Origin of the sequence: Roseixanthobacter liquoris (genome assembly GCF_043195135.2) — a bacterium.
GTDB lineage: Bacteria > Pseudomonadota > Alphaproteobacteria > Rhizobiales > Xanthobacteraceae > NCEH01.
Genome location: NZ_CM195537.1, coordinates 1,466,896 through 1,492,735, shown reverse-complemented (window position 1 = coordinate 1,492,735; position 25,840 = coordinate 1,466,896). Strand labels below are relative to the sequence as shown.

Here is a 25,840-nt window from a genome sequence, read left to right as displayed (position 1 = left end):
CCATGGCCGCCCTTCTCGCCGCCCACGGCGTCTCCAAGAGCTATGGCGCGTTCCAGGCGCTGCGCGATGTGTCCCTCTCCATCTCGGACGGGGAGTTCATCTCCATCGTCGGGCCGAACGGCGCCGGCAAGAGCACGCTGGTGCATGTGCTCACCGGCTTGTTGAAGCCCACCGCCGGCCATGTGCATTTCCACGGCGCCGATATCGCCGGCATCGGCCCCGTGGAGCTGGCGCGGCGCGGCATGGCGCGCGGCTTCCAGCTGGTGAACATCTTCCCCGCCCTCACGGTGCGCGAGACCCTGGCGGTGGCCGCCGCCTCGCGCCTGAAACGCATCGCCAACCCGTTCCGCTCGCTCACCCGCGACCGGGAGGTGCGCGCCGACGTGGAGGAGGTGGCGGACATCTTCAACCTGCGCCACCGGCTCGATCAGCCGGCCTCCGCCCTCTCCCAGGGCGAGAAGAAACTGCTGGATGTGGCCAGCGCCTTCGCCCTGAAGCCGCAGCTGATCCTGATCGACGAGCCCACCTCCGGCGTCTCCACCGGCGACAAGCATTCCATCATGGAATTGCTTGTCGCGGCGGCGCGCAAGGCCGGGGTGCGCGGCATCATCCAGGTGGAACACGACATGGACCTTGTGGCGCGCTATTCCGACCGCATCATTGCCCTTCAGGGCGGGGCGGTGCTGGCGAACGAGCCGCCGGCCACCTTCTTCCGCGACCCCGCGCTGATCGCCGCCGTGGTCGGCACGCGACCGCCCACCGTTCCTCACAAATCCGCAGCGGAGGCCCGCCCATGCTGACCCTGTCCGGGCTGAAGGTGGATATCGGCGGCAGCCGCATCCTCAACGGCATCGACCTCACCGTGGCGCCGGGCGAGCTGGTGTGCCTTATCGGCCGCAACGGCGCGGGCAAGACCACGACGCTGCGCGCGATCATGGGCTATCGCAAGCCCGTGGCGGGCTCCATCGCCTTCCTGGGGGAGGAATTGACCCGCCTGCCCACGCATCGGATCGCCCAGCTGGGCATCGGCTTCTCGCCCGAGGAATCCGAAGTGTTCGGTGACCTCACGGTGGCCGAGAATATCGCGCTGCCCACCTGGACGCGCCCCGGCGGCGCGGGGAGCGAAGCGCGCATCGAGCGGGCGCTGACCGTCTTCCCCAAGCTGCGGCAATATCTGCACCGCGGCGGCATGCAGCTCTCGGGCGGCGAGCGCAAGATGGTGTCGGTCGCCCGCGCGCTGGCGCTCGATCCGCAATTGCTGCTGCTGGACGAACCGTTCGAGGGGCTCTCGCCCGCCATCATCCCGGTCATCGGCGCCGGCATCGCCGCCATCCGCGCCATGGGGCAAGCGGTGCTGATGGCGGAATCCAACGTCCATCATCTGCCGGAAGATGTGGACCGCCTCTATGTGATCGAGCGCGGCGAATTGATCTTCTCGGGCTCGGTGGCGGCCGCCCATCGCGACAAGGACGTGATGCGCGTGATCGCCGGCGAAGTGGAGCTGGATCCCGCCTGATGACCGCGTCTCCCTCGTTCCCGCTGCGCTATCGCGCGGCGGTGCTCCACGCGCCCCATGCGCCTTTGTCCATCGAAACCGTGGAAGCGCGCGCCCTCGCGCCGCGCGACGTGCTGGTGCGGGTGAAGGCCGCCGGCCTGTGCCACACCGACCTGGAAGTGATCGAAGGCGGCCTGCGCTATCCCCCGCCTTTGGTGCTGGGCCATGAGGCGGCGGGCATCGTGGAGGCTGTCGGCGAGGCCGCGCAGGGGGTGAAGGTGGGCGACCATGTGGTGCTCTCCTGGAATCCCCATTGCGGCACCTGCTTTTATTGCGACCGGTCGCTGCCCATCCTGTGCGAGGGCTATCTGGCGGAAGGGCCGAAGGCGCGCGCCCTGGACGGCAGCGCGAAAGCCCATCTCGCCGACGGGCGGGAGCTGGGCGCGCTCATGTTCCTCGGCGCGTTCGGCGACTATTGCATCGTGAGCGACCAGCAGGCGATTCCCGTGCCGCGCGACCTGCCGTTCGATGAAGCGTGCCTCATCGGCTGCGGGGTGATGACCGGGGTGGGCGCGGCGCTGAACGTCGCCCGCATCCACCCGCGCGACACGGTGCTGGTGCTCGGCTGCGGGGCGGTGGGGCTCGCCGCCGTGCAGGGCGCGCGGCTCGCCGGGGCCGCGCAGATCCTCGCCGCCGATCTCAGCGAGGAGAAGCTGGCGCTCGCCAAGAGCATGGGCGCGACCCACACGGTGAACGCGCGCACCGGCGACGTGGTGGAGGCCGCGCGCATGCTCACGTCCGGGCGCGGCGCCGACGTGGTGCTGGAATCCGCCGGTGCGCCCATCGCCTTTCGCACCACGCTGGAGGCGGTGCGGCTGGGGGGCGAGGTGATCTGGCTCGGCAAGGTCGATGTGGCGCACGACGTATCGTTCCGCTGGGGGTCGCTCATGGGGGAAAAGCGCATCCGCCGCTCCTCCTATGGCGGCGCGCGCCCGCACAGCGATTTCCCCTTCCTTGCCCGCGCGGCGCTGGAGGGGCGGCTGGATCTGAAGGGCCTGATCTCGCGCCGCATCACGCTCGCCGACATCAACGAAGGCTTCGCCGCCTTGAAGCGCGGCGAGACCATCCGCAGCGTGATCCAGATGTAGCGGGCATTTGCGGTTCCCCTCCCGCGTCTCGGCCAAGTGCAGCGCCGCAGGCGCGGAGCGCGCGCCGGGACCCAGCGCAAAAAGCCGCCGCAGGCGCTTCAATAACCGCTTCAATCCGGATGCGGCGTGCTTCACTCGAATGGCGCGCGGCGCGTTCGCCGGCTGCGCCGCTTTTTCCCCTGGATCCCGGCTCGGCACTCCGGCACGCCGTCGCTGGGCCGGGAAATCGCTGGGCCGGGACATGGTCTTCAGCCGGCGGAGGGCGCGTCTGGGTAATATTGCGACGGGCGCCCCCTCCCGCGTCCCGGCCAAGCGCAGCGCCGCAGGCGCGGAGCGCGAGCCGGGACCCAGCGCAAAAACCCGCCGCAGGCGCTTCAATAACCGCTTCAATCCAGACGCGCGGCGCTTTACCGAAAAGCGCGCGGCGCGTTCGCCGGCTGCGCCGCCGTGTTCCCCTGGATCCCGGCTCGGCGCTCCGGCACGCCGTCGCTGGGCCGGGAAATGGCCTTCAGCCGGCGGAGGGCGGGAATAATGGCCGGCGCCCCCTCCCGCGTCCCGGCCAAGTGCAGCGCCGCAGGCGCGGAGCGCGCGCCGGGACCCAGCGCAAAAACCGCCGCAGGCGCTTCAATACCCGCTTCAATCCAAACGCGCGGCGCTTCACAAGAAAGGCGCGGGGCGCGTTCGCCGGCTCCGCCGCTCTTTCCCTGGATCCCGGCTCGGCGCTCCGGCACGCCGTCGCTGGGCCGGGAAACGCTCTTCAGCCGGCGGACGGCGGGAATAATGTCCGGCGCCGCCCTCCGCGTCCCGGCCAAGCACAGCGCCGCAGGCGCGGAGCGCGCGCCGGGACCCAGCGCAAAAAACCGCCGCAGGCGCTTCAATAACCGCTTCAATCCGGATGCGGCGTGCTTCACTCGAATGGCGCGCGGCGCGTTCGCCGGCTGCGCCGCCGTTTTCCCCTGGATCCCGGCTCGGCGCTCCGGCACGCCGTCGCTGGGCCGGGAAACGCTCTTCAGCCGGCGGAGGGCGGGCAGCATCAAATTGCGACGGGCGCCCGTCCCGCGTCCCGGCCAAGCGCAGCGCCGCAGGCGCGGAGCGCGAGCCGGGACCCAGCGCAAAAGCCCGCCGCAGGCGCTTCAATAACCGCTTCAATCCGGATGCGCGGCGCTTCACCCGGAAGGCGCGCGGCGCGTTCGCCGGCTGCGCCGCCGTTTTCCTGGATCCCGGCTCGGCGCTCCGGCACGCCGTCGCTGGGCCGGGACATGGTCTTCAGCCGGCGGAGGGCGGGAATAATGGCCGGCGTCCCCTCCCGCGTCCCGGCCAAGCGCAGCGCCACAGGCGCGGAGCGCGAGCCGGGACCCAGCGCAAAAACCCGCCGAAGGCGCTTCAATAACCGCTTCAATCCGGATGCGCGGCGCTTTACCGAAAAGCGCGCGGCGCGTTCGCCGGCTGCGCCGCCCTTTCCCCTGGATCCCGCCTCGGCGCTCCGGCACGCCGTCGCTGGGCCGGGAAATGGTCTTCAGCCGGCGGAGGGCGCGTCGGGGTAATATTGCGGCGCCTCGCGGCGGTCGAACATGCCGTAATCGCGGATGATGCGCACCCGCAGGGCGCGACGCTCCTCGCCCTGCGTCGGCGCCCAGGCGGGAAGCGGCGCGGCCTCTTCCAGCGGGAACAGCAGCAGGCTTTTTCCGGGTGCGTAGATGCTGTCGTAGATCTCGCAGTCGGCAAGGCCGATCCCAGAGCCGACGAGGAGAGCCGACAATTCCTCGTCCGCCAGGAACGCGCCGGCGGAGGCGGTGCGCGCCACTTCCAGGAGGCCGACGCCCTTGGCGCTGCCCACCTGGGTGACGTCGAAGCGCTGCTGCGTCGGCGCCGTGTCGCGCGCGCTGTCGCTCACCGCCTCCCCGATGCGCAGGTGATAATCCGCGAAGGTCTTGGTGCGCCCCAATTCCTGCACCGCGTGGTGACGCCCCTCGGTGCGCCAGCGCACCAGCGCCTTTTCATCCCGCCACAGGGAGAAGGAGAGCAGCAGGCCGGGGGTGCGGCGCGCGTTGAACCGCTCCACCGAGAGGAAGCCGTCCATCTCGATGAGGCGCGGCCGCAGCTCCTGCGCCAGGGCGAGATAGGCCTCCCATTGGTCGGGCCGGGGCCGGACCTCGAATATCACCGCGAACATGCCGGCCTGCCCCGTGCGCAAGTGCGCCTTTGCTGTGGTTGGACAAGGGGTCCGCACCTTGCGGGCGCCCTGATGAGTCTATAACATATCAGTTCGATATCAATTGCATCCAGGGGGATTCACCAATGAAAACATATCGGGGAGATCGCACCATCGACGGCGTGCATGTTACCGTGGACGATGCTCCCCTGCCAGTGCGCGAGGACATCGCCGTGCTCAGCCGCGACGGCTTCGAATGGAGCTATGAAGGCGAAGCGCCCTCCCAGCTCGCGCTGGCGCTGCTGGCCGACCATCTGGGCGACCCCAAGCGCGCGCTCGCCCTGCACCGCGCCTTCATGCGCGAGGTGGTGGCCAATTTCGCCAATGAATGGGAGATGACCTCCGCCGACATGGACGCCGCGTTGATGGCGGTCGCGGCCTGACGCGCACCGTCCGCCGCCTTGCGGGAAAACGAGGCGCGTCAGGGGCTGGATACGCCTCTTGCGTCTGATATGTTAGTCATATATTAGTTTACCGAACAGCCCAGATGCGGCGGCCCCGCCAGGGATGATCCCGCACCGAGAGAAGGAAGATTGCGATGGAACTGACGCAAAGCGTGATGTCGGACCGGCAGCGCAAATATCGCGCGACCTATCGCGAGCGGGTCACCGGCTGGTACAATGGCTGGCTCCACATGCTGATCATCTACACCATCGGCTTCACCGCGCTTTATGTGTACGCGGCGAATATTCATGCCGTGAAATGGTGGGAATGGTTCACCGTTCCGGTGGTGTTCCTGTTCTGCAATTTCTTCGAATGGGCGCTACATCGCTACATCATGCACCGGCCCTCGCGCATCCCGTTGTTTCGCGCGGTCTATAATCGCCACACGCTGATGCATCACCAATTCTTCACCGAGGAGGAGATGCGCTTCGCCGATCATCACGACTGGCGCGTCACCTTCTTCCCGCCCTATGCCCTCGTCACATTCACCCTCATGTCGATTCCCGGCGCGGTGATCCTGTCGTGGCTGGTCTCGCCGAACGTCGGCTGGCTGTTCATCACCACCACCACTTCGGTTTATCTGGTCTATGAATTCATGCACTTCTGCTGCCACGTGGAAGAAAGCTGGTTCGTGCGCAACATGCCGTTCGTGAACACGATCCGCCGCCACCACACCGCCCATCACGACCAGTCGATCATGATGGAGCGCAACATGAACCTCACCTTCCCCATCATGGACTGGCTGTTCGGCACGTCCGACCTCGACCGCGGCCTGATCGGCCACATCTTCAACGGCTATGACACCAGCCGCGTGAAGACCAACATGCGCCGCACCGCGCGCACCCCGCGCCCGCAGGCCACCGCCCGCTCGGTGGCCGCCGAATGAGCGCCATCGAGCCCAATGGCGCCGCGCTCGTGTGGTTCGCCTTGCTGTGGACCACCACCTGCCTCGGCTTCCTGATCCTGTGCGGCATGTATCCCATGCACACGCGCCCGCCGGCCGCCCGCAAGTCGGGGGCGCTCGCCCTCATCGTCGTCAACAGCGCCCTGTGGCTGGCGCTCGCCGCCGGCACGCTGGCGTTCGGCTATGGCGAATTGCGCATCACGACGCTGATCGTGGTGGGCGGCCTCGTCATGCTGTTCGCGCCCGCCCCGTTCGAGGCCATGCCGCCGCTCTGGCGTGACGGGCGGCGCGGGCTCGCCGCTTTGCTGGCGGTTCAGGCCGCGGGGCTCGCGGTGTGGCTCGCGGTCAGCCAGGCCGGCGCACAGCTGGTCGGCCCGCTGGTCTGACGGGCCGATGCGCCCGCCGCACACCCAAGACCATCTTTCGGAGGACCAAGGCCATGCCCTTTCCCATCAAGTTCGGCCTCTCGATCATCGTGCTGCTTGTGGCGGCTGCGGGCTATGCCTTGCAGGCCCATCTCGGGCAGACCACGCCGAAATACGCGGTCGCGTTCCTGGGCATCTTCATGGTGGTGGCCATGTGGGTGTTCCCGGAGGTGGAGCGCAAGAAGATCGATCGCCGCTGACCGCGCCCGGCGCGGCGGGCGCCGTTCTGCCCTGATCGAGACCGCCGCATCCCCTTCGCCTCCGGCCGCGCGCGCTGCCGGAGGCGCTTTCGTTTGCGCCCATTCTCAGAACGGGAAGTCGCGCTTGCCCATCTGGATGGTGATCCATTTCTGCTCGGTCAGTTCCTCCCAGGAGGAGCGCCCGCCCTCGCGGCCGAAGCCGGAATTCTTCACCCCGCCGAACGGCACGTGAGGTTCATCGGAAATGGTGCAGTCGTTCACGTGCACCATGCCGGATTCGAGCCGCAGCGAGAGGTCGAACGCCTTCTGAAGATCGTTGGTGATGAGCGCGGCGGACAGCCCGTACTGGGTGTCGTTGGCGATCTCCAGCGCCTCCTCGGCGTCCTCGACGCGGATCAGCGACACCACCGGGCCGAAGCTCTCCTCATGATAGATGCGCATCTCCCGCGTCACGCCGGCGAGCACCGTGGGCTGGAAATAGCGGCCCTCGTGGGTGCCGCCGGTGAGCACTTGCGCGCCCTTTTCCTTCGCTTCGGCGATCTGGCCGTCGATGAAGGCGCACTGGCTCTCGCGGATCAGCGGGCCGATCACGCTGCCCGGATCGCGCGGAGGGCCGACCGGGATGCCCTTCGCCTTGGCGACGAAGCGCTCGGCGAAGGCATCGAAGATCGGCGCCTCCACCATCACCTTGGAATTGGCCATGCACACCTGCCCCTGGTGCAGGAACACGCCGAAGGCGGCGGCATCCACCGCATAGTCGAGGTCGGCATCCTTCAGGATGATCAGCGGGCTCTTGCCGCCCATCTCCAGGGTGAATTTCTTCAGGTGCTTGGCCGCCTCCACCGCGAGATGGCGCCCGGTGCGGGTCGAGCCGGTGAAGGTGACGAGCCGCACGCGCGGATCGGAGATCAGCAATTCGCCCACCTCCGCCGGCACCCCGGGCAGCACGTTCAGCACCCCCGCGGGAAGGCCGGCCTCGGCGAAGATGTCGGCGATCAGCGCGCCGGAGATCGGCGTCTCCTCCGAGGGCTTGAGCACGAACGTATTGCCGGCGGCGAGCGCGAACGCGATCTTCTTCATGGAGAGCAGGAACGGCGAATTGAACGGCGCGATGCCCGCCACCACGCCGAGCGGACGGCGGACGGACAGGGAGATCTGCCCCGGCTGCGTCACCGGCATGGTCTCGCCCATCACATGGCGCACGTCGCCCGCGGCGCTGCGCAGGCAGTCGGTGACATATTCGATTTCCCACAGCGCCTTGCCGAACACCGAGCCGCATTCGTCGATCAGCATGTCGCGGATTTCGTCGGTGCGCCGCTCGATCACTTCGCAGGTCTTCAGCAGCATTTTCTCGCGCGTGCTGGCGAGGCTCGCGCCCCAACTGGCGAAAGCGCGGTGCGCGGCCGCGATGGCCGCCACCACCTCCTGCGCGCCCGCCTGCTCGGTGCGGGCGAACAGCGTGCCGTCGGCCGGATTATAGCTGTCGGCGACGATGTTGCGCGAGGATTTCACGAACGCGCCATCGATGAACAGCTTGTAGGTGCGCACGCCGTCGACGACGTCATAGGATGCGGGGTTCATGCGGAGGCTCCTTGGCAACCGGGCGCGGAAACAGGGATGTCCGCAGCGAGAGGGGACACCGAACGAAGATCGCCGGCGATGAGGTCGGCCGCGCGCACGCCGATCAAGACGCACGGCGCCATGGTGTTCCCGCCGGCCACCGCCGGCATGATGGAGCCGTCCGCCACTCGCAGGCCGGCGACGCCGTAGACCTTCAGGGACCCGTCGACGACGGAGAGCGCGTCGCGCCCCATCTTGGCGGTGCAGGTCTCGTGAAAATAGGTGCCGGCGGCGTTGCGCAGGAACTGCACCATCTCCTCGCCCGCCAGCGGCCCGGGCATGAGCTCGCGCTTCACGAACGGGCGCAGGGCCTCGGAATGGCCGAGCTCGCGGCAGATCTCGATGGCCCGCAGCAACGCCGTCACGTCGGCCGGTTCGCCGAGAAAATTGGCGTGCACCTTCACCGGATCGTCCGGCCCGGCGCCGGTCAGCTCCAGATGGCCGCGGCTCTGCGGGCGGATGAGGCCGGGCGCGAGCGTGAAGGCGAGGGAGGGGTCCACCGGCAGCCTGAAGGCCGGGCCGGTGATCTCCGAGCCGAAGGCGCACTCCTCCAGCATCGGCTGGAGGTCCGGCGCCGCAAGGCTCGGATCGCTCTTGCAGAAGAAGGTGAACTCGGCCGAATTGTTGCGCGGCCGCTCGGGCGTCTTGTATTCGAACACGCAGCCGGCGACGAGGATATGGTCCTGGAAATTCCGCCCCACCCCCGGCAGATGCTGCACCAGGGGAATGGACAGCCGCGCCAGCGCCGCCGCATCGCCGATGCCGGAGAGCATAAGAACCTTGGGCGTGTTGATGGCCCCGAGCGAGAGCACCACCTCGTGGCGCGCCCGCGCCACATGCACCGCCCCGTCGCGCTCGTATTCGACGCCGACCGCACGCGCATTCTCGATCAGCAGGCGGCGCACCTTGGTGCCGGTGAGAACGGTGAAATTCGCCTGCGCCCGGCGCGGGGCCACATAAGCGGTGGCGGTGGACATGCGCGTGCCGTCGCGGGCGATGTTCACATTGGTGATGGCGCAGCAGCCCTCCCCCGCCATGGCCTCCGCGTTGTGGTCCTCCACCCGTGGAATGCCATGGGCTGAGGCCGCCTCAAGCAGGCCCTCGGTGACGGGAATGGGGTCCTGCGGCAAGGTGATGCGCAACGGCCCGCCTGTGCCGCGCAGGGGCGAGGCGGGGCCGTCCCAGTCCTCGATCCTCTTGTAGATCTCGACCGCCGCCGCATAGCCCCATCCGGCGTCGCCGCTTTCCGCTTCCCAAAGGTCGAAAGCGCTCTTGTGGCCGCGCGCCCAGACCAGGCCGTTGATGCTGCCGCCGCCGCCCAGCACCCGCCCCATGGGCAAGGGCGCGCGGCGGCCATTGAGCCCGGCGCAGGGCTCGGAACGGAAGCTCCAGTCGCGCTCGGAACCGATGTTGCGCATCCACACCTTGGGGTCGCGCACATCGGGATGGGTATCCTCGCCGCCGGCTTCCAGCAGCAGCACCCTGAGATCGGGATCGGCCGCGAGCCGCCCCGCCACCGCACAGCCGGACGTGCCGCCGCCGCACACGATGACGTCGAACCCCCGCTCGTCATTTCCTGGAGCCATGGCTGCCTCATGCAGGGACCACTGGCGCGGCCCGAATTAATTCGTCAGTATGCCTCTCATTTCCAAGCATGTTCCGTGCCACCGCGGGACGGAGGCGAGAGGAGGCGGACGGGTGGGGATTTGCGGATTTTTCCGGCCCGAAGCCTCCCTCGGGGCAGGTTCGGAATGGCGCGGGAAGCATCAGATCGCGACGCTGTGCCCATCTCGCAGGCAGGCGCGCACCCACGGCCGCGATACCGGAGGATGGGCCTTATATGGTGCCCACCGGCGAACGGCTGACCTCGTTCTTCGCCGCGACCAGCGCCCGCAGGTCCTTGAGGAAGCGCGCGCGCGCCTGGGGCGGCAAGGCCTCGATGGTGCGCTCGTGCGCCCGCGCGGCGCCCTGCTCCACCCGCTTCAGCAACGCCAGCCCCGCCTCGGTGAGGCCGGCGAGGCGCATGCGCTTGTCCGTGGGGGAAACGCTGCGCGTCACCAGGGCGCGCTGTTCCAGCCGCACGATGACATCGGCGATATTGGTGCGGTCGAGCCCCACCGCGCGCGACAGGGCGATCTGCTCGGCCGGCCCCATCTGCTTCAGCGCCGTGAGCACGCTGTATTGCACGGGGGTGATGCCCTCGGCGCCGCATTCCTCGGCGAACAGGGCGATATGGATCTGGTGCAGGCGGCGGATCAGGAAGCCGGGCCGCGCGTCGAGATCGCGGATGCACGCCTGCGTCGCGGCGGCCTCCTGCTCCGGTGCCGGGCTGGGCGCCTTGGCCGTGGAACTCCGCTTGGCACCTGTTTCGCTCATGCCCCACCTGTCCGCCGGCCCGCCGCCCGGGGCCGACCGGCCCTTCGCAAAGTCTATGCCGGCGCGGCGGGCAAGAGAACCGTCCCGGTGCGCGCGACGCCCGGATCGGAAGACCCGCCCTCGCCGGCACACGGGCAGCGGCCTGACGCCGCAACCCGGAAGTGAACGGGCCGGCGGCCCATAAAAGGGATGGCATCCCAGGCGCCGCCCGCCCATAAATCCACCAACCCAGAAGAAGCCGGGAGACCGTCATGACCGACACCTTCACCGCCCTTGTGATCGAGGATGAGGCGGGAAAGCCCAAGGCCAGCTTTAAGCAGCTCACCTTTTCCGACCTGCCGGATCACGATGTGCTGGTGGAAATCGCCTTCTCCACGCTGAACTACAAGGACGGTCTCGCGGTCTCCGGCAAGAGCCGCATCGCCCGCAAGCCGCCGCTGGTGGGCGGCATCGACCTTGCCGGCACGGTGGTGGAATCGCGCTCGCCCGAATGGCGCACCGGCGACAAGGTGGTGGTGAACGGCTGGGGCCTCTCGGAAACCGAATGGGGCGGCTATTCGCGGTTCCAGCGCGTGAAGAGCCAATGGCTGGTCCGCCTGCCGGACGCCTTCAGCCTCCAGGATGCGATGGCCATCGGCACCGCCGGCTATACGGCCGCGCTGTGCGTGGATTCGCTCGCGGCCTGGGGCGCCATCCAGCCCGGCGGCAAGGAAGTTCTGGTGACCGGGGCCGCCGGCGGCGTCGGTTCCACCGCCATCTCGCTGCTGGCGAAGGCGGGCTACAACGTCACCGCCTCCACCGGCCGGCCCGACACCCATGACTATCTCGCCGGCCTCGGCGCCAGCGCCTTCATCGACCGGGCGAGCCTCGCCGAGAAGGGCGCGCCGTTGCAGAAGGAGCGCTGGGCGGGCGCGGTGGATTCGGTCGGCTCCACGACCCTTGTGAACGTGATCGCGCAGACCGTCTATGGCGGGGCGGTGGCGGCCTGCGGCCTCGCCGGCGGCGCCGACCTGCCGGGCACGGTGCTGCCCCACATCCTGCGCAGCGTCGCGCTGCTGGGCGTCGACAGCGTCATGGCCCCCGCCGCCCGGCGCGCGAGCGCCTGGGCGCGCCTCGCCCGCGACCTCGACCGGGACAAGCTCGCCGCCATGACGCGGGTGGAGCCCATGTCGCGCCTGCCCGAGCTGGCGCAGGAGATCCTGGCCGGACAGGTGCGCGGACGCATCGTCATCGACGTCGCGCGCTGAGCGCCGCCCGGCCATGGAAACGGCCGCCTCCCCCTTCGACCTCGCCGTCATCGGCGGCGGGGTCAATGGCTGCGGCATCGCGCGCGACGCGGCGGGGCGCGGCGCATCCGTGGTGCTGTTCGAACAGGGCGATTTCGCCTGCGGCACCTCCTGCGCCTCCACCAAGCTGATCCATGGCGGGCTGCGCTACCTCGAGCATTACGAATTCCGCCTGGTGCGCGAGGCGCTGATGGAGCGCGAGATCCTGTGGGGCCTCGCGCCGCACATCATCTGGCCGCTGCGCTTCGTGCTGCCCGTTCTGCCCGGCCTGCGCCCGGCCTGGATGCTGCGGCTCGGCCTGTTCCTCTATGATCATCTCGGCGGCCGCAAGCTGCTGCCGCCCTCGCGCATGCTGAACCTCGCCCGCGACCCGGCCGGCGCGCCGCTGCGATCCGACCTCACCCGCGCGTTCGAATATTCCGACTGCTGGGTGGAAGATTCCCGCCTCGTGGTGCTGAACGCCCTCGATGCGCGGGAGCGCGGCGCCGACATCCGCCCCGGCACGCGGGTGGTGGGCGCGGCGCGGGGGGACGGGCTCTGGACCATCGAGACCGAGCGCGACGGCGTGCGGGAGAGCGTGCGGGCGCGCGCCCTGGTGAATGCCGCCGGCCCCTGGGTGTCCCATGTGCTCGACACGCTGAACCTGCACGAGCGCGCCCATGTGCGGCTGGTGCAGGGCAGCCACATCGTGGTGCCGCGCCTGTTCAATCACGAGCGCTGCTACATCTTCCAGAATGCCGACGGCCGCATCATCTTCGCCATTCCCTACGAAGGCGATTTCACCCTGATCGGCACCACCGACCAGGATTATGCCGGCGCGCCGGAGGATGTGCACGCGAGCGAGGCGGAGATCGCCTATCTGTGCGCGGCGGCGAGCGAATATTTCGCCAAGGCCGTTTCGCCCCCCGACGTGGTGTGGAGCTATAGCGGCGTGCGCCCGCTCTATGACGACGGCGCGAGCAAGGCGCAGGAGACCACCCGCGACTATGTGCTGGTGCTCGATGCCCCGCACGGCGCGGCGCCGCTGCTGAGCGTGTTCGGCGGCAAGATCACCACCTATCGAAGGCTCGCGGAAAGCGCGCTGGACAAGCTGCACGCCCATCTGCCGGCCCCCGTGCGCGACGCGCGGCCCTGGACCGCGACCGCGCCCCTGTCCGGCGGCGATTTCGAGAAGACCGCCTTCGATGCCCTGGCGGCGGACCTCGCGCGGCACTATCCCGCCCTCGACCCGGCCCTGCTGCGCCGCCTCGCGCGCGCCTATGGCACCCGCGCCCGCCGCCTGCTGGCGGGCGTCGCCACGCCGGCGGACCTCGGCCGCTGCTTCGGCGCGAACCTTCATGCCCGCGAGGTGGATTATCTCATGGACGCGGAATGGGCGCGCGGCGCCGCCGACATCCTCTGGCGCCGCTCCAAGCTCGGCCTGCGGGTCTCGGCCGAGCAGGCGGCGGCCTTGGAGGATTATATGGTCGCGCGACGGGGGGCGTGAGGTCCCGGTGCACGGGAAGGCAGCGCCCCTCCCGCTGAAGACATCCAACGCTTGCCCTTGAGCTGCCCCTTGCCGCGTCCTGCCACCTTGCCCCTGAGCTCACCCCTTGCCGCAGCGTCCCCTCCCCCCTTGCGGGGGAGGGTCAGGGAGGGGGGTATCCCGCCGCCCCAACCGGGCGAAGTTGGTGTTCGCGGCATCAGACCCCCCTCCCCACCCCTCCCCCGCAAGGGGGGAGGGAGAAGACCCTTCGCGTTCCGACCACATGCAACGGCGGTGCGGCGGCGGCGCAACGCCCTCGCCGCGCCCCTCTCACCTTGCCCCTGAGCTCACCCCTTGCCGCTGCGTCCCCTCCCCCCTTGCGGGGGAGGGTTAGGGTGGGGGGTATCGCGCCGCCCGTCCGGGCGAAGTTGGTGTTCGCGGCATCAGACCCCCCTCCCCACCCCTCCCCCACAAGGGGGGAGGGAGAATGCCCTTCGCGCTCCCATCCACATGCAACGGCGGTACGGCAGCGGTGCAACGCCCTCGCCGCGTCCCGCCAACCCTTGCCCTTGAACTTCCCCTCGCCGCCGCGTCCCCTCCCCCCTTGCGGGGGAGGGTCAGGGAGGGGGGTATCGCGCCGCCCAACCGGCGAAGTTGATGTTCGCGGCAGCAGACCCCCCTCCCCGCCCCTCCCCCACAAAGGGGGAGGGAGAGCGCATCTCGCGAGCCGGTCGGGCGGTGGCTCCATCGCCCCGAGTCGCCTAGGTTCGCGAGAACCAGAAGACTTCGGGGGGAGCGCACATGGCCACCTACATCCTCGCCATCGACCAGGGCACCAGCTCCTCGCGGGCGATCCTGTTCCGTCCCGACACCTCCATCGCCGCCATGGCGCAGGAGGAAGTGCCGCAGCATTATCCCGCCTCCGGCTGGGTGGAGCAGGAGGCCGAGGACATCTGGCGCACCACGCTCAAGGTGTGCCGTGCGGCCCTCGTGCAAGCCGGCGCCGGGGCGGGCGACATCGCCGCCATCGGCATCACCAACCAGCGCGAGACCACCCTGGTCTGGGATCGCGCCACCGGGGAGGCCATCCACCGTGCCATCGTCTGGCAGGACCGTCGCACCGCGCCCCTGTGCGCCCGCCTGGAGGCCGAGGGCCACGGCCCCAGGGTGAGCGCGAAGACCGGCCTGCTGATCGACCCCTATTTCTCCGCCACCAAGATCGCCTGGATGCTGGACCAGGTGCCCGGCGCGCGGGCGCGGGCGGAGCGCGGAGAACTGGCCTTCGGCACGGTCGACGCCTTCCTGCTCCATCGCCTCACAGGCGGCCGCGTGCACGCCACAGACGCCACCAATGCCGCCCGCACCCTTCTGTTCGACATCCATACCGGCGCCTGGGATGCGGACCTCCTCGCCCTGTTCGGCGTGCCCGCCGCCTTGCTGCCGCAGGTGCGCGACAGTTCCGGCCTGTTCGGCACCACGGACGCGGCCCTGTTCGGCGGCGCCATTCCCATCTGCGGCATGGCGGGAGACCAGCAGGCGGCCATGGTGGGGCAGGCCTGCTTCGCGCCGGGCATGGTGAAATCCACCTATGGCACCGGCTGTTTCGCGTTGCTCAATACCGGGGAAACGCCGGTCGCCTCGCGCAACCGCCTGCTGACCACCATCGCCTATCAGCTGGAGGGGCGGCGCACCTATGCGCTGGAGGGCGCCATCTTCGTCGCCGGCGCGGCGGTGCAATGGCTGCGCGATGGGCTCGGGGTGATCGCCCATGCCCACGAGACCGGCGCGCTCGCCGCCGCCGCCGATCCCGAGCAGGACGTGATCCTGGTGCCGGCCTTTGTCGGCCTCGGCGCCCCCCACTGGCGGCCGGACGTGCGCGGCGCCGTGTTCGGCCTCACCCGCGCCACCGGGCCGAAGGAGCTCGCCCGCGCGGCGCTGGAGAGCGTGTGCTTCCAGACCGTGGACCTGCTGAACGCCATGCGCGCCGACTGGACCGGGCACGGGGAGGCGACGGTGTTGCGGGTGGACGGCGGCATGAGCGCCTCCGACTACACCATGCAGCGGCTCGCCGATCTGCTGGGCGCGCCGGTGGACCGGCCGGTGGTTCAGGAGACCACGGCGTTGGGCGCGGCCTATCTCGCCGGCCTCGGCTGCGGCCTCTTCCCCGACCCGGAGGCGTTCGCCGCGCGCTGGCGGCTGGACCGGCGCTTCACCCCGCAGATGAGCGAAGCGGCCCGCGCCGCCCGGCTCGCGGCCTGGGACGCGGCGATTGCCTGCCTCGCGCCGAAATCGGCCACATGACCGCGGATTTCCGCACTCTTCGGCTCGCCGAAATGTCGCACGCCGAATATTGGGCGAAATCGCACGGTGAAGAGGCTTCATGCATCGGAAATTCAAGTGAGAAGCGGTCAAGCAACGTCATTATGTTGCATTTTTATGACGTGACATGGCGCAAAGACATCGGTGCGGGTCGCGCGGTATTTCTTGTTACAGAACCCGCGATGGTATCGAAATCATGTCCTCACACGCCCGTCCCCCGGTTTTCCCGACAGCGGTCCCCGGACCCCTGTCCTCGCTCGACGCGATGGTGACGTCGATGCCCCCGGCGCCGGGCCAAGCCCCGGAACTGGAGACAAAGCTTCAGATCAGCCATGTCAATTTCCGCTATGGAAATGAATTGGCCCTGAAGGATATCAATATTCCCATCTACAAGCACAAGGGTACGGCGTTCATCGGCCCCTCGGGTTGCGGAAAGTCCACGCTGCTGCGCATCCTCAACCGCATGTATGATCTTTATCCGGACCAGCATGTGACCGGCTCCGTCTTCATGGATGGGCAGGATATCTTGTCCCATTCGGTCGATGCCATTGCGCTGCGGGCGAAGATCGGCATGGTGTTCCAGAAGCCGACGCCGTTTCCCATGTCGATCTATGACAACGTCGCCCTGGGCCTGCGGCTCAACGAAGAACTCTCGCCATCTCAATTGGATGGCCGTGTCGAACACGCCCTGCGGCGGGCCGCGCTGTGGGAAGAGGTGAAGGATATCCTCCCCCAGAGCGGGCTCAGCCTCTCCGGCGGCCAGCAGCAACGCCTGTGCATCGCCCGGACCATCGCGGTAAAGCCGGAAGTCATTCTCCTGGACGAGCCGTGTTCCGCGCTCGACCCGTTGACGACCGCGAAGATCGAGGAGACGATCGACGAACTCAAGGCGGACTATACGATCGTCATCGTCACCCATAACATGCAGCAGGCGGCGCGCGTGTCGGAATACGTGGCCTTCATGTATCTCGGTGAGATCATCGAGTTTGGCCCGGCGCGTCAGATCTTCACAAACCCGGTGGACGAGCGCACCCGCCGCTACATCACCGGCCGCTTCGGCTAGGGTCTCCCGGCGAAGGCGCCGGGCAGGCTGCCTCACATCTCGCGTTTTTCAAGGGGTTAGAGCCGATCTGACAGGCCGGGTTTCGCCCGGCGGCGCGAAGCCGCCCTCGTGCAATGTCCAGGCAAGCCGGCGCCGGAATAATCCCGGCGATCATCGTCGGCCATCCCCGAGAGCCCGCCCGCTCCCGGCGCCGGCGTTTCCTGGCGCGAAAGGGCACGCTATGTTTGGAGCCATGCTCCGCAAGCTTTCACCGGATGCGGGCCCGCCCGCTGGTCCGCTCGAAACCGCGCCTCCCCCACCTGTCGCCGCTCCCCATGACGCCGCAGCGGGCCCCACGCCCGATCTGACAATCTCCTTGATCGAGGCCGATATTCGCCGCGTCCGGGCGCAGCTCGCCGAGACCGCCGCGCAGATGGCCGGCGCCTGCGCCGATGGCGTGCGCGGCACCGAGGCCATCCGCCACGACAGCGATCATCTCGCCGGCAAGACCGAGCAGGCCAGGACCAGCGCGGCGGAACTCACCGGCGCGCTCTCCGCCCTTGCCGCGACCAATGACGAGATCGGCCGACAGGCGCACACCTCGGACGCGCTCGCCACCCGCGCCGGCGAGGCCGCATCTCAAGCCTCTGGCGCCATTGTCGAATTGCGCTCGGCGATCGCTGAGATCAAGGCCGTGGTGTCGCTGATCGCCGACATCGCCGGCCAGACCAACCTGCTGGCCCTGAACGCCTCCATCGAGGCCGCCCGGGCGGGTGCGGCCGGCGCGGGCTTCGCCGTTGTGGCGAGCGAGGTCAAGGGCCTCGCCTCCGCCACCCATCGCGCCACCGGCGAAATCGGCGCCAAGATCGACCGGCTCATGCGGGCCGCCGAAACCAGCACCGGCGCGGTGAGCCAGGTCATTGAGGCGGTGGGAGAAATTCGCCCCGTTGCCTCCGCCGTCGCGGATGCGGTCGCCGGGCAGGCGGACAGCATTGCCGATATCGGCCGCGCCGCCGCCCTGGCGCGCACGTTCGCCGACGATGTCGATGCCGGCGCCCGATCCATCCGCACTGCCACCATCGAAGCGGCCGCCACGGGCGCCACCATCGAGGCCGCCAGCGACGCCATGGGCCACGGCGCCGAGGAGATGTCGCGCCACCTGCTGACGGTGCTGCGCCAGACCCCCATGGGCAACCGCCGCCGCCATCCGCGCTGGCCGGTGGAGATCCCCGGCCGCATCGTCGCCGGCGCCGCGCAGGTGCGCGTGAAGAGTGTGGATCTTTCCCTCGGCGGGGCGCTGGTGGCGTTGCAGGACGGCAGCTTGCGGCCGGGACAGGCGTGCGTGCTGGAACTAACCGGGCTCTCGCCCCTGCCCTGCCGGGTGGCCGGGCTGAGCCCGCTCGGCTGCCATCTGGCGTTCGACGAGGTGGGCGCGCCCACCGTCACGGCCCAGCTCGCCCTGGTGGCGAAATCCTACGAAACCATCATCGCCCGCGCCCGGCGCGGCGCCGCGGCCATTGCGGCCGCCCTGGAAGACTGCGTGAAGACCGGGCGGGTCACCCTGGAGGAGCTGTTCGACACCGACTACCGCGTGATCGAAGGCACCGATCCGGTCCAATATGAGGTGCGCGCGCTGCGGGTGCTCGACCAGACGCTGCCGGCGATTCAGGAGCCCATCCTGAAGGAGGAGGCGAGCCTCACCTTCGCGGCGGCGGTCGATATCAACGGCTATCTGCCGGTCCACAACGCCCAATATGCCCAGCCGCAGCGCCGCGGCGATCGCGCCTGGAACATGGCGCACGCCCGAAACCGCCGCATCTTCGACGATCGTGCCGGCCTGCTCGCGGCCCGCAACACCGAGCCGCAGCTGATCCAGGTCTATGCCCGCGACCTCGGCCACGCGGTGGTGGTGATGCGGGAAGTGGACGTGCCGATCCATGTGGCGGGGCGCCATTGGGGCGGATTCCGCACCGCCTACAGGCTCTGAGCGCCGCCGGAGCGGCGCCCAGCTCGCGTCGTCTCAGGCCGGAATGGGGCCGAGATAATCCAGCTTGCCCACGTTCACGCCCACGTGCCGCAGCAATGCGTGAGTCGTGGCGAGGTGGAAGAAGAAGTTCGGCAAGGCGAAATCCAGCAGATAGCGGTCGCCGCCGGCAAACGTGGTGGTGCGCACCGTGATCGCCTTCGCCTCGCTGCCGTCGAAGGCGGCGGGATCGAGACTTTCCAGATAGGCGATGGTGTTGCGGGTGCGCTCCAGCAGCTCCGGGATGGTGGTTTCCGTATCGTCGAACTTCGGCGCGGGCGTGCCGGAGAGCCGCTCGCCGGAGGCCTTCGAGGTGTCGCTCGCGCGCTGGACCTGACCCGCGAGGGTGAGCATATCGGGATAAAGGCGGGTGGCCGGCAAGGCCTCGGGCTTGAAGCCGCGCTCCTCGGCGAACGCCGCGCCCTTCTCCAGCTCGACCACCAGGGCGTTGAGCCCGCGCAGGAAAACCGGAACCGAGGCTTGGTACATGGACAATGCTGTCATGGCGAATGCCTGATCGTGTGGGGACTGATGCGCGGACTTGTAGCCCGCTTCGTGCGACGCCCCGAACACAAAGCCGTCAGGCCGGCGCCGCCTCCTGCCGCGTGAGGCGGGTGGAATAGCTGTAGCGGTCGGCGGGATGAACGCTGATGGAGATTTCCACCATGTCCTGCGGGCTCAGGATATATTGCCGGCGGATCTCCAGCGCATGGGCGCCGGCTTGCGCCTTGAGGGGGCCGGCGACCCGCTCGGGAATGCCCCCGGCCTTGATGTCCTGCCGGATTTCGCGCATCCGCCGGCCGGAAATCTCTTCCACCAGCGTGCTGTAGATGCCGGCATGGCCGGCCATCTTCTCCCGGACCTCGGCGGAAAACATCCCGTCGATATAGACGTCGGTCCAGCAGATCGGCAGCACGTCTCCCGGCACGATGCGCAGGCTGGAGATGCGCAGCCAGCGCTGGCCCGGCTTGCAGCCGAGCTTCTGGGCCAGCTCCGCGTCCGCCACCACGTCCGCCACGTCCTGGGTGTGGCGCTCCGTCTCCACGCCGAACTGCTGCACCGCCTCGACCGTCGCGAGGGTCTGCACGAACCCGCCGCCGCGGCTGACCGGCACCGCCGCCTCGACACGCGTGCCGGCGCTCTTGCGGCGGCTGACGAGGCCGGAGGCCTCCAGTTCGCGCAGGGCCGCGCGCACGGTGGAACGGCTGACCGAGAACTGGTCCGCCAGCTCGAATTCGTTCGGCAGGAACGACCCCACGGGGTGGCGACCGCTGGATATCGCTTCCGTCAGGGCACGGGCGACGTAGGCGTATCGCGTCTCCAAGGCGGGGAATCTCCTTCTGGCTCGGCAATGTCATGAAAGCCCGACGGGCGCTGCCCTCGTCAAGCCAGACGATTGACAGGCGCCCTATGTCAGTACAATAAATTATGTACGAACATAATTCTGCCGGAGGATCCCCCTTGGCCAGCACGGTCTTCGATTCCGCCTTGTTCCGCGACATGTTCGGCACCGCCGAAATGCGGGTGGTCTTCACCGATGAGGCCCTGGTGGGCCGGTATCTGGAGGCGGAAGCTGCCCTCGCTCGCGCCCAGGCGCGCACCGGGACCATTCCCAAGGACGCCGCAGCAGCCATCGATGAGGCCTGCCGCAGCATCCGGATCGACTTCGAAAAGCTGCGCGAAGAGACCGAGATCGTCGGCTATCCCATCCTGCCGCTGGTGCACCAGCTCGCGGCGGCGGCGGGCGCGGCCGGCGGTTTCGTCCATTGGGGCGCCACCACCCAGGACATCATGGACACGGCCAACGTGCTCCAGATCCGGGCCGCGCTCGACATCGTCGATCGCGACCTGCGGGCGGTGCGCGACATCCTGGCGAACATGGCGAGAAAATACCGCGACACGCCCATGGCCGGCCGCACCCATCTCCAGCAGGCCCTGCCGGTGACGTTCGGCTACAAGGCGGCGGTGTGGCTCTCCTCCATCGACCGGCACATCGAGCGCGTCGCCCAGGCGCGCCCGCGCATCCTGCTGGGCGAATTCTCCGGTGCCGCCGGCACGCTCGCCTCCATCGGCGAAGGCGGGCTGGAGATGCAGCGCCTGTATTGCGAGGAACTGGGTCTCGCCCAGCCTGCCATCACCTGGCACGTGGCGCGCGACGGCATCGCCGAGGCGGTGAGCCTGCTCGGCCTCATCACCGGGACGCTGGGCAAGATCGCCACCGACGTCATGCTGATGGCGGCGACCGAGTTCGGCGAGCTCTCCGAACCCTTCGTGCCGGGGCGCGGCGCCTCCTCCACCATGCCGCAGAAGCGCAACCCCATCTCCAGCGAGCTGATGCTCGCCGCCGCCAAGGCGGTGCGCCAGCACGTGGCGACCATGCTCGACGGCATGATTCACGATTTCGAGCGCGCCACCGGCCCCTGGCACCTGGAATGGGTGTCGCTGCCGGAAAGCTTCCTGCTCACCGCCTCCGCGCTGTCGAACGCGAAATTCATGCTCGCGGGCCTCGTGGTGCATGAAGACCGCATGCGGCACAATCTCGGCCTGACCCACGGCCTCATCGTCGCCGAGGCGGTGATGATGGCGGCGGCGCCCAAGCTCGGCCGCCAGCACGCCCACGACGTGGTGTATGACGCCTGCCGCACGGCCATCGAGGGCGGCCAGGACCTCGCCGATCTGCTGGCGCAGGTGCCCGAGATCGTCGAGGCGCTGGGCGGCGTGGACGCCATCCGGGCGCATTGCGACCCGGCCAATTATCTCGGCCTGTCGGGCGCCATGGTGGACCGGGTTCTCGCCACCCCCGCCCCGGCAAAGCGCGACGCCTGAGCGGACACGCGCCCTTCGCCAAGGCATCGCAAGAACGGCATCGCAAGAACGCCATCGCAAGAACACTCCGCCCAGCAAAATTCAGATCTTCAGGGAGACGCCAATGGCCACGCTGGCAACCACCGACGGCACGGTTTCGCCGCCCCCGGAAACCGCGGCGAAAAAGAAGAAATCCCTTTGGGGCAACCTCGGCTTCCAGGTCGCCGTCTCGATGGTGCTCGGCATCGGCGTCGGCCTGATCTGGCCGGAATTCGGCGCCTCGCTGAAGGTGCTGGGCGACATCTTCCTGCGCCTCATCAAGACCGCCGTCGCCCCGCTGGTGTTCCTCACCGTGGTGGTCGGCATCGTCGCCGCCGGCGACATCAAGCGGGTCGGCAAGGTGGGATTGCTGGCGATGATCTATTTCGAGATCGTCTCCACCATCGCCCTGGCAGTCGGGCTGATCTTCGGCAATCTTTCCGGCGTCGGGAAAAACCTCGGCCACATCACGGCGCCCGCCGCGGCGGCCAAGGGCGCGGCGGCGGCGGCGAAGGCGGCCGAAGGCTCGCATACCACCTTCGACCAGTTCATGCTGAACATCTTTCCCGACAATTTCATCGGCGCCTTCGCCCGGGGCGAATTGCTCCAGGTGCTGGTGATCGCGCTCATCTTCGGCTTCGGCCTGATGGCGCTGAAGCCGGAGAAGCGCGCGCCCATCGAGGCGGGGCTGAACACCATCTCCACCGCCTTCTTCGAGTTCATCCACGTCATCATGCGCCTCGCCCCCATCGGCACGTTCGGCGCGGTGGCCTATGCGGTGGGAGCGAACGGCACGGCGGTGCTGATCTCGCTGGCCTATTTCGTGGCCGCCTTCTACGTCCTGATTATCGGCTTCATCATCATCGTGTTCGGCGCGGTGTGCGCTCTGTTCCGCATCAATTTGTTCCACCTGCTGCGCTTCATCCGCGACGAGATCATCATCATGCTCGGCACGGCCTCTTCGGAAAGCGTGCTGCCGCGCCTGCTGGAAAAGCTGCCCCTCTACGGCGCGTCCAAGCAGACGGTCGGGCTCGTGATGCCGACGGGCTATGCCTTCAATCTCGACGGCACCTCGCTGTTCATGTCCATGGGCATCGTGTTCCTCGCAAATGCCTATAACGTGCCGCTGAGCTGGGAGCAGGAGCTGGGCATCCTCGCCATCATGCTCCTCACCTCCAAGGGGGCGGCGACCGTCTCCGGCGGCTCGTTCGTGGTGTTCGCGGCAACCGTCACGGCGACCGGCATCCTGCCGGTGGACGGCCTGGCGCTGATCTTCGGCGTCTACCGCTTCCTCTCCATCGCGCTTTCCACCTGCAACGTCATCGGCAATGCGGTGGCGACCGTGGTGGTGGCCAAGCTCGCGGGCGAGTTCGACGAAACGGCGCGCAGCCGCCTCGATACGGCGGACGCCGCCCTCTGAACCCTCACGATCGGGGAGGCCGCGCGCCTCCCCGCCCCTTCCGGAACCGTTGCCCCATGTCCCAGCCTCCCCGCATCGAGAATGACGCCTTCGGCCCGGTGGAAATTCCCGCCGGCCGCTATTGGGGCGCGCAGACCCAGCGTGCGCTCGCCGTGTTCGACGTGGGCGAAGAGCATTTCCCCGCCGGCCTTATCCACGCCTTCGGCCTGCAGAAAATCGCCGCCGCGCGCGCCAATCGCCGCCTCGGCGTGCTGGACCTCGCGCTCGCGGACGCCATCGAGGCGGCGGCGAGCGAAGTGCTGGCGGGCCGCTTCGACGACCATTTCCCGCTGCGCATCTGGCAGACCGGCTCCGGCACGCAGACCAACATGAACGCCAACGAGGTGATCGCCAACCGCGCCAACGAGCTGCTCGGCCAGCCGCTCGGCACCAAGGCGCCGGTGCACCCGAACGACCACGTGAACCGTTCGCAATCCTCCAACGACAGCTTTCCGACCGTGATGCACATCGCCACGGCGCAGGAACTGCGCGCGCGCCTGCTGCCCGCGCTCGCCGAATTGCACGGCCAGCTGGCGATGAAGGCGGCGGCGTTCGCCGACGTGCTGAAGATCGGCCGCACCCATCTGATGGATGCCGTGCCCATGACCATGGGCCAGGCGTTCGATGCGTTCGCGCGGCAGATCGCCAACGGCATGGCGCGTATCGAAGGCACCCTGCCCCGCCTGTGCATCCTGCCCCAGGGGGGCACGGCGGTGGGCACCGGGCTGAATGCGCCCGTCGGCTTCGATGCCGCTTTCTGCGAGGAAGCGAGCGCCCTCGCCGGCGTGACCTTCTCGCCCAACCCCAGCAAGTTCGAGGGCATGGCGGCCCATGACGCGCTGGTGGAAGCCTCGGGCGCGTTGAACGTGGTCGCGGTCTCCCTGATGAAGATCGCCAACGACATCCGCCTGCTGGGCTCGGGCCCGCGCTGCGGGCTCGGCGAACTCATCATCCCCAACGACGGGCTGACCTCCTCCATCATGCCCGGCAAGCGCAACCCGACCATCGGTGAAGTGGTGGTGCAGGCGGCGTTCCAGGTGATGGGAAACCACGCCACGGTCAGCGCCGCCGGGGCCTCCGGTAATTTCGAGCTGAACGTCGCCAAGCCGGTGCTGATCTACAATGTCCTCCAGTCGATCCGGATCCTGGCCGACAGCGCGCACATCTTCGCCTCCCGCCTGATCGCCGATCTCGACGTGGACCGCGCGCGGCTGGCGGAAAATGTGGCGAACGCCTTGCTGGTGGTCACCGCGCTCAATCCGGTGATCGGCTACGACAAGGTCGCCCAGATCACCACCAAGGCGCTGGATGCGGGCCTGACGCCGCGCGAAGCGGCCATCGCCCTCGGCCATCTGACGGGCGAGGATTACGACCGCCTGGTGAATCCCGCCCTCATGACGCGGCCGCAGGCGGATTGAGGACGCGGCGGCGGCCCCTGAAATGCACTCTCGTCCGGGGCCGCTCCCAAGGAGGAGCCCCGGACCGTTTCGTCCCGACGTCCGACTGCGGGCGAAGGCTTATTGCAGACGTTCGTCCGCCGGGTGCAGCGGCAGCACGATATCGCCCTGGGCTTCGGCGGCCGGAGCGGCGACCTGGGTGAACTCCACCGGTGTCAGGGCGCGGCGGTTCACCGTGAGCTGGAACACGTCGAAGCGATTGTAATAGCCCACCACGTCCTGGAACTGCTTGGGCACCACACAGCGCTCCAGATCGATCTCGCCATAGACGATCCCCTCTTCCTCCTTGAGCGTCGCCCCCATGGGCTGGCCATCCGGGCCGATGATCATGGATACGCTCTTGGAGGCCTCCTCCAGAAGCTGGCGCGCACGGGCATTGTCGCGGCTGATCAGGTCGATGGCCTCGGGCGGCAGGAAGCCGGAGGCGACGATGTTGAACAGCTTGCCCTCGAAGGCATGGGCTCCGGCGCGCAGGCGGATGGCGGCTTCCAGATCATAGGCCGCCTCGCCCGGCGGATGGGTCGGCCAGCGCGGCGAGAAGGACGAGATGTGCACGTTCTCGCCCTGCGCCAGCAGAGTGAAACGGGCAAGGCCATTGGTGTTCTCGCCGCAGACCAGGGCGCCGATGCGGCCGATGCGGGTGTTCGCCACCCGCAGGCCGCTGCCGTCGCCATTGGCCCAGGTGAGCTTTTCCCAATAGGTGGGCACCAGCTTGCGGTGCACGTTCAGCAGCGTGCCGTCGTCGCCGATGAGGACGTTGGTGTCCCACACGCATCCGTCGGAGATGGGCGAGGCTTCGTTGATGCCCATGGAGACGAATACGCCGAGGCGCTTGGCGACGCCTCGCAGGCGCGCCATTTCCGGACCGTCGATCTCGACCGCCGAGCCGACGAGGCCCTTGAAGAATTCATGGGTGTCCACCGGCGCCCACACGCCGGACCACACCGGAAAGGAAGCAATGAAGGCTTCCGGGAAGGCGATCAGCTCGGCGCCGTTGCGGGCCGCCTCTTCGATCCAGGCGCAGGCCTTGTCGAGCGTCGCCTCAGTGTCGAAATAGACCGGCGCGGCATGGCACGCGGCGGCTTTGAAACGCGGATAGGTTTTCATCGAGGGTCCTTTCT

At 68.7% G+C, this 25,840-nt stretch carries 23 protein-coding genes; 15 read left to right on the top strand and 8 right to left on the bottom strand.

Annotation, left to right across the window (positions count from 1 at the left end; translation table 11 throughout):
• Window positions 1-2: 2 nt before the first annotated feature.
• From V5F84_RS06700 to V5F84_RS06690, 3 genes are read left to right on the top strand one after another with little or no spacing between them, the layout of a single operon-like run.
• Window positions 3-800, top strand: coding sequence for an ABC transporter ATP-binding protein (locus V5F84_RS06700; RefSeq protein ID WP_394042203.1), 798 nt, complete (start codon window positions 3-5; stop codon window positions 798-800).
• The gene (locus V5F84_RS06695; protein WP_394042204.1) at window positions 794-1,516 is read left to right on the top strand and encodes an ABC transporter ATP-binding protein; all 723 of its coding nucleotides are present in this window, start codon (window positions 794-796) and stop codon (window positions 1,514-1,516) included. The genes V5F84_RS06700 and V5F84_RS06695 overlap by 7 nt, the downstream gene beginning before the upstream one ends.
• Window positions 1,516-2,643, top strand: coding sequence for a Zn-dependent alcohol dehydrogenase (locus V5F84_RS06690; protein WP_394042205.1), 1,128 nt, complete (start codon window positions 1,516-1,518; stop codon window positions 2,641-2,643). The genes V5F84_RS06695 and V5F84_RS06690 overlap by 1 nt, the downstream gene beginning before the upstream one ends.
• Before the next feature lie 407 nt (window positions 2,644-3,050).
• On the opposite strand, the gene V5F84_RS06685 is transcribed toward V5F84_RS06690, so the two are convergent.
• Together V5F84_RS06685 and V5F84_RS06680 are read right to left on the bottom strand one after the other, a co-directional pair.
• Window positions 3,051-3,677, bottom strand: a complete 627-nt coding sequence (locus tag V5F84_RS06685) for a hypothetical protein (protein WP_394042206.1) — start codon at window positions 3,675-3,677, stop codon at window positions 3,051-3,053.
• Window positions 3,678-4,159: 482 nt separating this feature from the next.
• Complete coding sequence (locus V5F84_RS06680) at window positions 4,160-4,816, bottom strand: antibiotic biosynthesis monooxygenase family protein (protein WP_394042207.1); 657 nt, start codon at window positions 4,814-4,816, stop codon at window positions 4,160-4,162.
• A gap of 125 nt (window positions 4,817-4,941) precedes the next feature.
• Here V5F84_RS06680 and V5F84_RS06675 point away from each other — a divergent pair, with 125 nt between their 5' ends.
• From V5F84_RS06675 to V5F84_RS06660, 4 genes are all read left to right on the top strand, one after another.
• Window positions 4,942-5,238 carry a DUF6166 domain-containing protein gene (locus tag V5F84_RS06675; RefSeq protein ID WP_394042208.1) on the top strand — a complete coding sequence of 99 codons (297 nt, stop codon included), beginning with the start codon at window positions 4,942-4,944 and terminating at the stop codon, window positions 5,236-5,238.
• A gap of 155 nt (window positions 5,239-5,393) precedes the next feature.
• Window positions 5,394-6,185 carry a sterol desaturase family protein gene (locus V5F84_RS06670; RefSeq protein WP_394042209.1) on the top strand — a complete coding sequence of 264 codons (792 nt, stop codon included), beginning with the start codon at window positions 5,394-5,396 and terminating at the stop codon, window positions 6,183-6,185.
• A complete protein-coding gene (locus V5F84_RS06665; RefSeq protein WP_394042210.1) occupies window positions 6,182-6,589 on the top strand; it encodes a hypothetical protein in 408 nt (135 codons plus the stop codon). Before V5F84_RS06670 ends, V5F84_RS06665 begins: the two co-directional genes overlap by 4 nt.
• A 53-nt stretch (window positions 6,590-6,642) precedes the next feature.
• Entirely contained in the window at window positions 6,643-6,828 is a 186-nt protein-coding gene (locus tag V5F84_RS06660; RefSeq protein WP_394042211.1) for a hypothetical protein, read from the top strand.
• Window positions 6,829-6,933: 105 nt separating this feature from the next.
• On the opposite strand, the gene V5F84_RS06655 is transcribed toward V5F84_RS06660, so the two are convergent.
• The 3 genes from V5F84_RS06655 to V5F84_RS06645 form a co-directional block, all read right to left on the bottom strand.
• On the bottom strand, window positions 6,934-8,409 hold the full coding sequence (locus V5F84_RS06655) for an aldehyde dehydrogenase family protein (protein ID WP_394042212.1): 1,476 nt from the start codon (window positions 8,407-8,409) through the stop codon (window positions 6,934-6,936).
• Window positions 8,406-10,034, bottom strand: coding sequence for a GMC family oxidoreductase (locus V5F84_RS06650; RefSeq protein ID WP_394042213.1), 1,629 nt, complete (start codon window positions 10,032-10,034; stop codon window positions 8,406-8,408). The genes V5F84_RS06655 and V5F84_RS06650 overlap by 4 nt, the downstream gene beginning before the upstream one ends.
• Window positions 10,035-10,284: 250 nt before the next feature.
• Window positions 10,285-10,824 carry a MarR family winged helix-turn-helix transcriptional regulator gene (locus tag V5F84_RS06645; protein WP_394042214.1) on the bottom strand — a complete coding sequence of 180 codons (540 nt, stop codon included), beginning with the start codon at window positions 10,822-10,824 and terminating at the stop codon, window positions 10,285-10,287.
• 251 nt (window positions 10,825-11,075) lie between these two features.
• On the opposite strand from V5F84_RS06645, the gene V5F84_RS06640 reads away from it, so the two are divergent.
• The 5 genes from V5F84_RS06640 to V5F84_RS06620 all read left to right on the top strand — a co-directional run bounded on the left by V5F84_RS06640 (window position 11,076) and on the right by V5F84_RS06620 (window position 18,923).
• Window positions 11,076-12,071 carry an MDR family oxidoreductase gene (locus V5F84_RS06640; protein WP_394042216.1) on the top strand — a complete coding sequence of 332 codons (996 nt, stop codon included), beginning with the start codon at window positions 11,076-11,078 and terminating at the stop codon, window positions 12,069-12,071.
• A 13-nt stretch (window positions 12,072-12,084) separates the two neighbouring features.
• Window positions 12,085-13,596, top strand: coding sequence for a glycerol-3-phosphate dehydrogenase (gene glpD / locus V5F84_RS06635; RefSeq protein WP_394042217.1), 1,512 nt, complete (start codon window positions 12,085-12,087; stop codon window positions 13,594-13,596).
• 780 nt (window positions 13,597-14,376) lie between these two features.
• Window positions 14,377-15,876, top strand: coding sequence for a glycerol kinase GlpK (gene glpK / locus V5F84_RS06630; RefSeq protein ID WP_394042218.1), 1,500 nt, complete (start codon window positions 14,377-14,379; stop codon window positions 15,874-15,876).
• Between the two features lie 295 nt (window positions 15,877-16,171).
• Window positions 16,172-16,957 carry a phosphate ABC transporter ATP-binding protein PstB gene (gene pstB, locus V5F84_RS06625; protein ID WP_394042219.1) on the top strand — a complete coding sequence of 262 codons (786 nt, stop codon included), beginning with the start codon at window positions 16,172-16,174 and terminating at the stop codon, window positions 16,955-16,957.
• 355 nt (window positions 16,958-17,312) lie between these two features.
• Entirely contained in the window at window positions 17,313-18,923 is a 1,611-nt protein-coding gene (locus tag V5F84_RS06620) for a methyl-accepting chemotaxis protein (RefSeq protein ID WP_394042220.1), read from the top strand.
• A 33-nt stretch (window positions 18,924-18,956) separates the two neighbouring features.
• Here V5F84_RS06620 and V5F84_RS06615 read toward each other — a convergent pair whose 3' ends face one another.
• Window positions 18,957-19,463: a DUF1993 domain-containing protein gene (locus tag V5F84_RS06615; RefSeq protein WP_394042221.1), complete on the bottom strand. Its 507-nt coding sequence runs from the start codon at window positions 19,461-19,463 to the stop codon at window positions 18,957-18,959.
• A 76-nt stretch (window positions 19,464-19,539) separates the two neighbouring features.
• Complete coding sequence (locus V5F84_RS06610) at window positions 19,540-20,283, bottom strand: GntR family transcriptional regulator (RefSeq protein WP_394042222.1); 744 nt, start codon at window positions 20,281-20,283, stop codon at window positions 19,540-19,542.
• 104 nt (window positions 20,284-20,387) lie between these two features.
• Here V5F84_RS06610 and V5F84_RS06605 point away from each other — a divergent pair, with 104 nt between their 5' ends.
• The 3 genes from V5F84_RS06605 (at window position 20,388) to V5F84_RS06595 (ending at window position 24,680) form a co-directional block, all read left to right on the top strand.
• Window positions 20,388-21,785, top strand: a complete 1,398-nt coding sequence (locus V5F84_RS06605; protein WP_394042223.1) for a class-II fumarase/aspartase family protein — start codon at window positions 20,388-20,390, stop codon at window positions 21,783-21,785.
• 103 nt (window positions 21,786-21,888) lie between these two features.
• Window positions 21,889-23,223 (top strand): cation:dicarboxylate symporter family transporter, encoded by a 1,335-nt coding sequence (locus tag V5F84_RS06600; RefSeq protein WP_394042224.1) that lies wholly within the window; start codon window positions 21,889-21,891, stop codon window positions 23,221-23,223.
• Between the two features lie 56 nt (window positions 23,224-23,279).
• Entirely contained in the window at window positions 23,280-24,680 is a 1,401-nt protein-coding gene (locus tag V5F84_RS06595) for a class II fumarate hydratase (RefSeq protein WP_394042225.1), read from the top strand.
• A 99-nt stretch (window positions 24,681-24,779) separates the two neighbouring features.
• Here V5F84_RS06595 and V5F84_RS06590 read toward each other — a convergent pair whose 3' ends face one another.
• Window positions 24,780-25,826 (bottom strand): carbon-nitrogen hydrolase family protein, encoded by a 1,047-nt coding sequence (locus V5F84_RS06590; RefSeq protein WP_394042226.1) that lies wholly within the window; start codon window positions 25,824-25,826, stop codon window positions 24,780-24,782.
• Between the last annotated feature and the right edge of the window lie 14 nt (window positions 25,827-25,840).

Excerpts from the sequence above, each read along its gene's own strand:
- V5F84_RS06670 (WP_394042209.1), top strand. The coding sequence starts at position 5,394 with ATGGAACTGACGCAAAGCGTGATGTCGGACCGGCAGCGCAAATATCGC.
- V5F84_RS06665 (WP_394042210.1), top strand. The coding sequence starts at position 6,182 with ATGAGCGCCATCGAGCCCAATGGCGCCGCGCTCGTGTGGTTCGCCTTG.
- V5F84_RS06655 (WP_394042212.1), bottom strand. The coding sequence starts at position 8,409 with ATGAACCCCGCATCCTATGACGTCGTCGACGGCGTGCGCACCTACAAG.
- pstB (WP_394042219.1), top strand. The coding sequence starts at position 16,172 with ATGCCCCCGGCGCCGGGCCAAGCCCCGGAACTGGAGACAAAGCTTCAG.
- V5F84_RS06650 (WP_394042213.1), bottom strand. The coding sequence starts at position 10,034 with ATGGCTCCAGGAAATGACGAGCGGGGGTTCGACGTCATCGTGTGCGGC.
- V5F84_RS06690 (WP_394042205.1), top strand. The coding sequence starts at position 1,516 with ATGACCGCGTCTCCCTCGTTCCCGCTGCGCTATCGCGCGGCGGTGCTC.
- V5F84_RS06675 (WP_394042208.1), top strand. The coding sequence starts at position 4,942 with ATGAAAACATATCGGGGAGATCGCACCATCGACGGCGTGCATGTTACC.
- V5F84_RS06685 (WP_394042206.1), bottom strand. The coding sequence starts at position 3,677 with ATGCTGCCCGCCCTCCGCCGGCTGAAGAGCGTTTCCCGGCCCAGCGAC.
- V5F84_RS06605 (WP_394042223.1), top strand. The coding sequence starts at position 20,388 with ATGTACGAACATAATTCTGCCGGAGGATCCCCCTTGGCCAGCACGGTC.
- V5F84_RS06645 (WP_394042214.1), bottom strand. The coding sequence starts at position 10,824 with ATGAGCGAAACAGGTGCCAAGCGGAGTTCCACGGCCAAGGCGCCCAGC.
- V5F84_RS06660 (WP_394042211.1), top strand. The coding sequence starts at position 6,643 with ATGCCCTTTCCCATCAAGTTCGGCCTCTCGATCATCGTGCTGCTTGTG.
- V5F84_RS06600 (WP_394042224.1), top strand. The coding sequence starts at position 21,889 with ATGGCCACGCTGGCAACCACCGACGGCACGGTTTCGCCGCCCCCGGAA.
- glpD (WP_394042217.1), top strand. The coding sequence starts at position 12,085 with ATGGAAACGGCCGCCTCCCCCTTCGACCTCGCCGTCATCGGCGGCGGG.
- V5F84_RS06700 (WP_394042203.1), top strand. The coding sequence starts at position 3 with ATGGCCGCCCTTCTCGCCGCCCACGGCGTCTCCAAGAGCTATGGCGCG.
- glpK (WP_394042218.1), top strand. The coding sequence starts at position 14,377 with ATGGCCACCTACATCCTCGCCATCGACCAGGGCACCAGCTCCTCGCGG.
- V5F84_RS06615 (WP_394042221.1), bottom strand. The coding sequence starts at position 19,463 with ATGACAGCATTGTCCATGTACCAAGCCTCGGTTCCGGTTTTCCTGCGC.
- V5F84_RS06595 (WP_394042225.1), top strand. The coding sequence starts at position 23,280 with ATGTCCCAGCCTCCCCGCATCGAGAATGACGCCTTCGGCCCGGTGGAA.
- V5F84_RS06695 (WP_394042204.1), top strand. The coding sequence starts at position 794 with ATGCTGACCCTGTCCGGGCTGAAGGTGGATATCGGCGGCAGCCGCATC.
- V5F84_RS06640 (WP_394042216.1), top strand. The coding sequence starts at position 11,076 with ATGACCGACACCTTCACCGCCCTTGTGATCGAGGATGAGGCGGGAAAG.
- V5F84_RS06680 (WP_394042207.1), bottom strand. The coding sequence starts at position 4,816 with ATGTTCGCGGTGATATTCGAGGTCCGGCCCCGGCCCGACCAATGGGAG.
- V5F84_RS06590 (WP_394042226.1), bottom strand. The coding sequence starts at position 25,826 with ATGAAAACCTATCCGCGTTTCAAAGCCGCCGCGTGCCATGCCGCGCCG.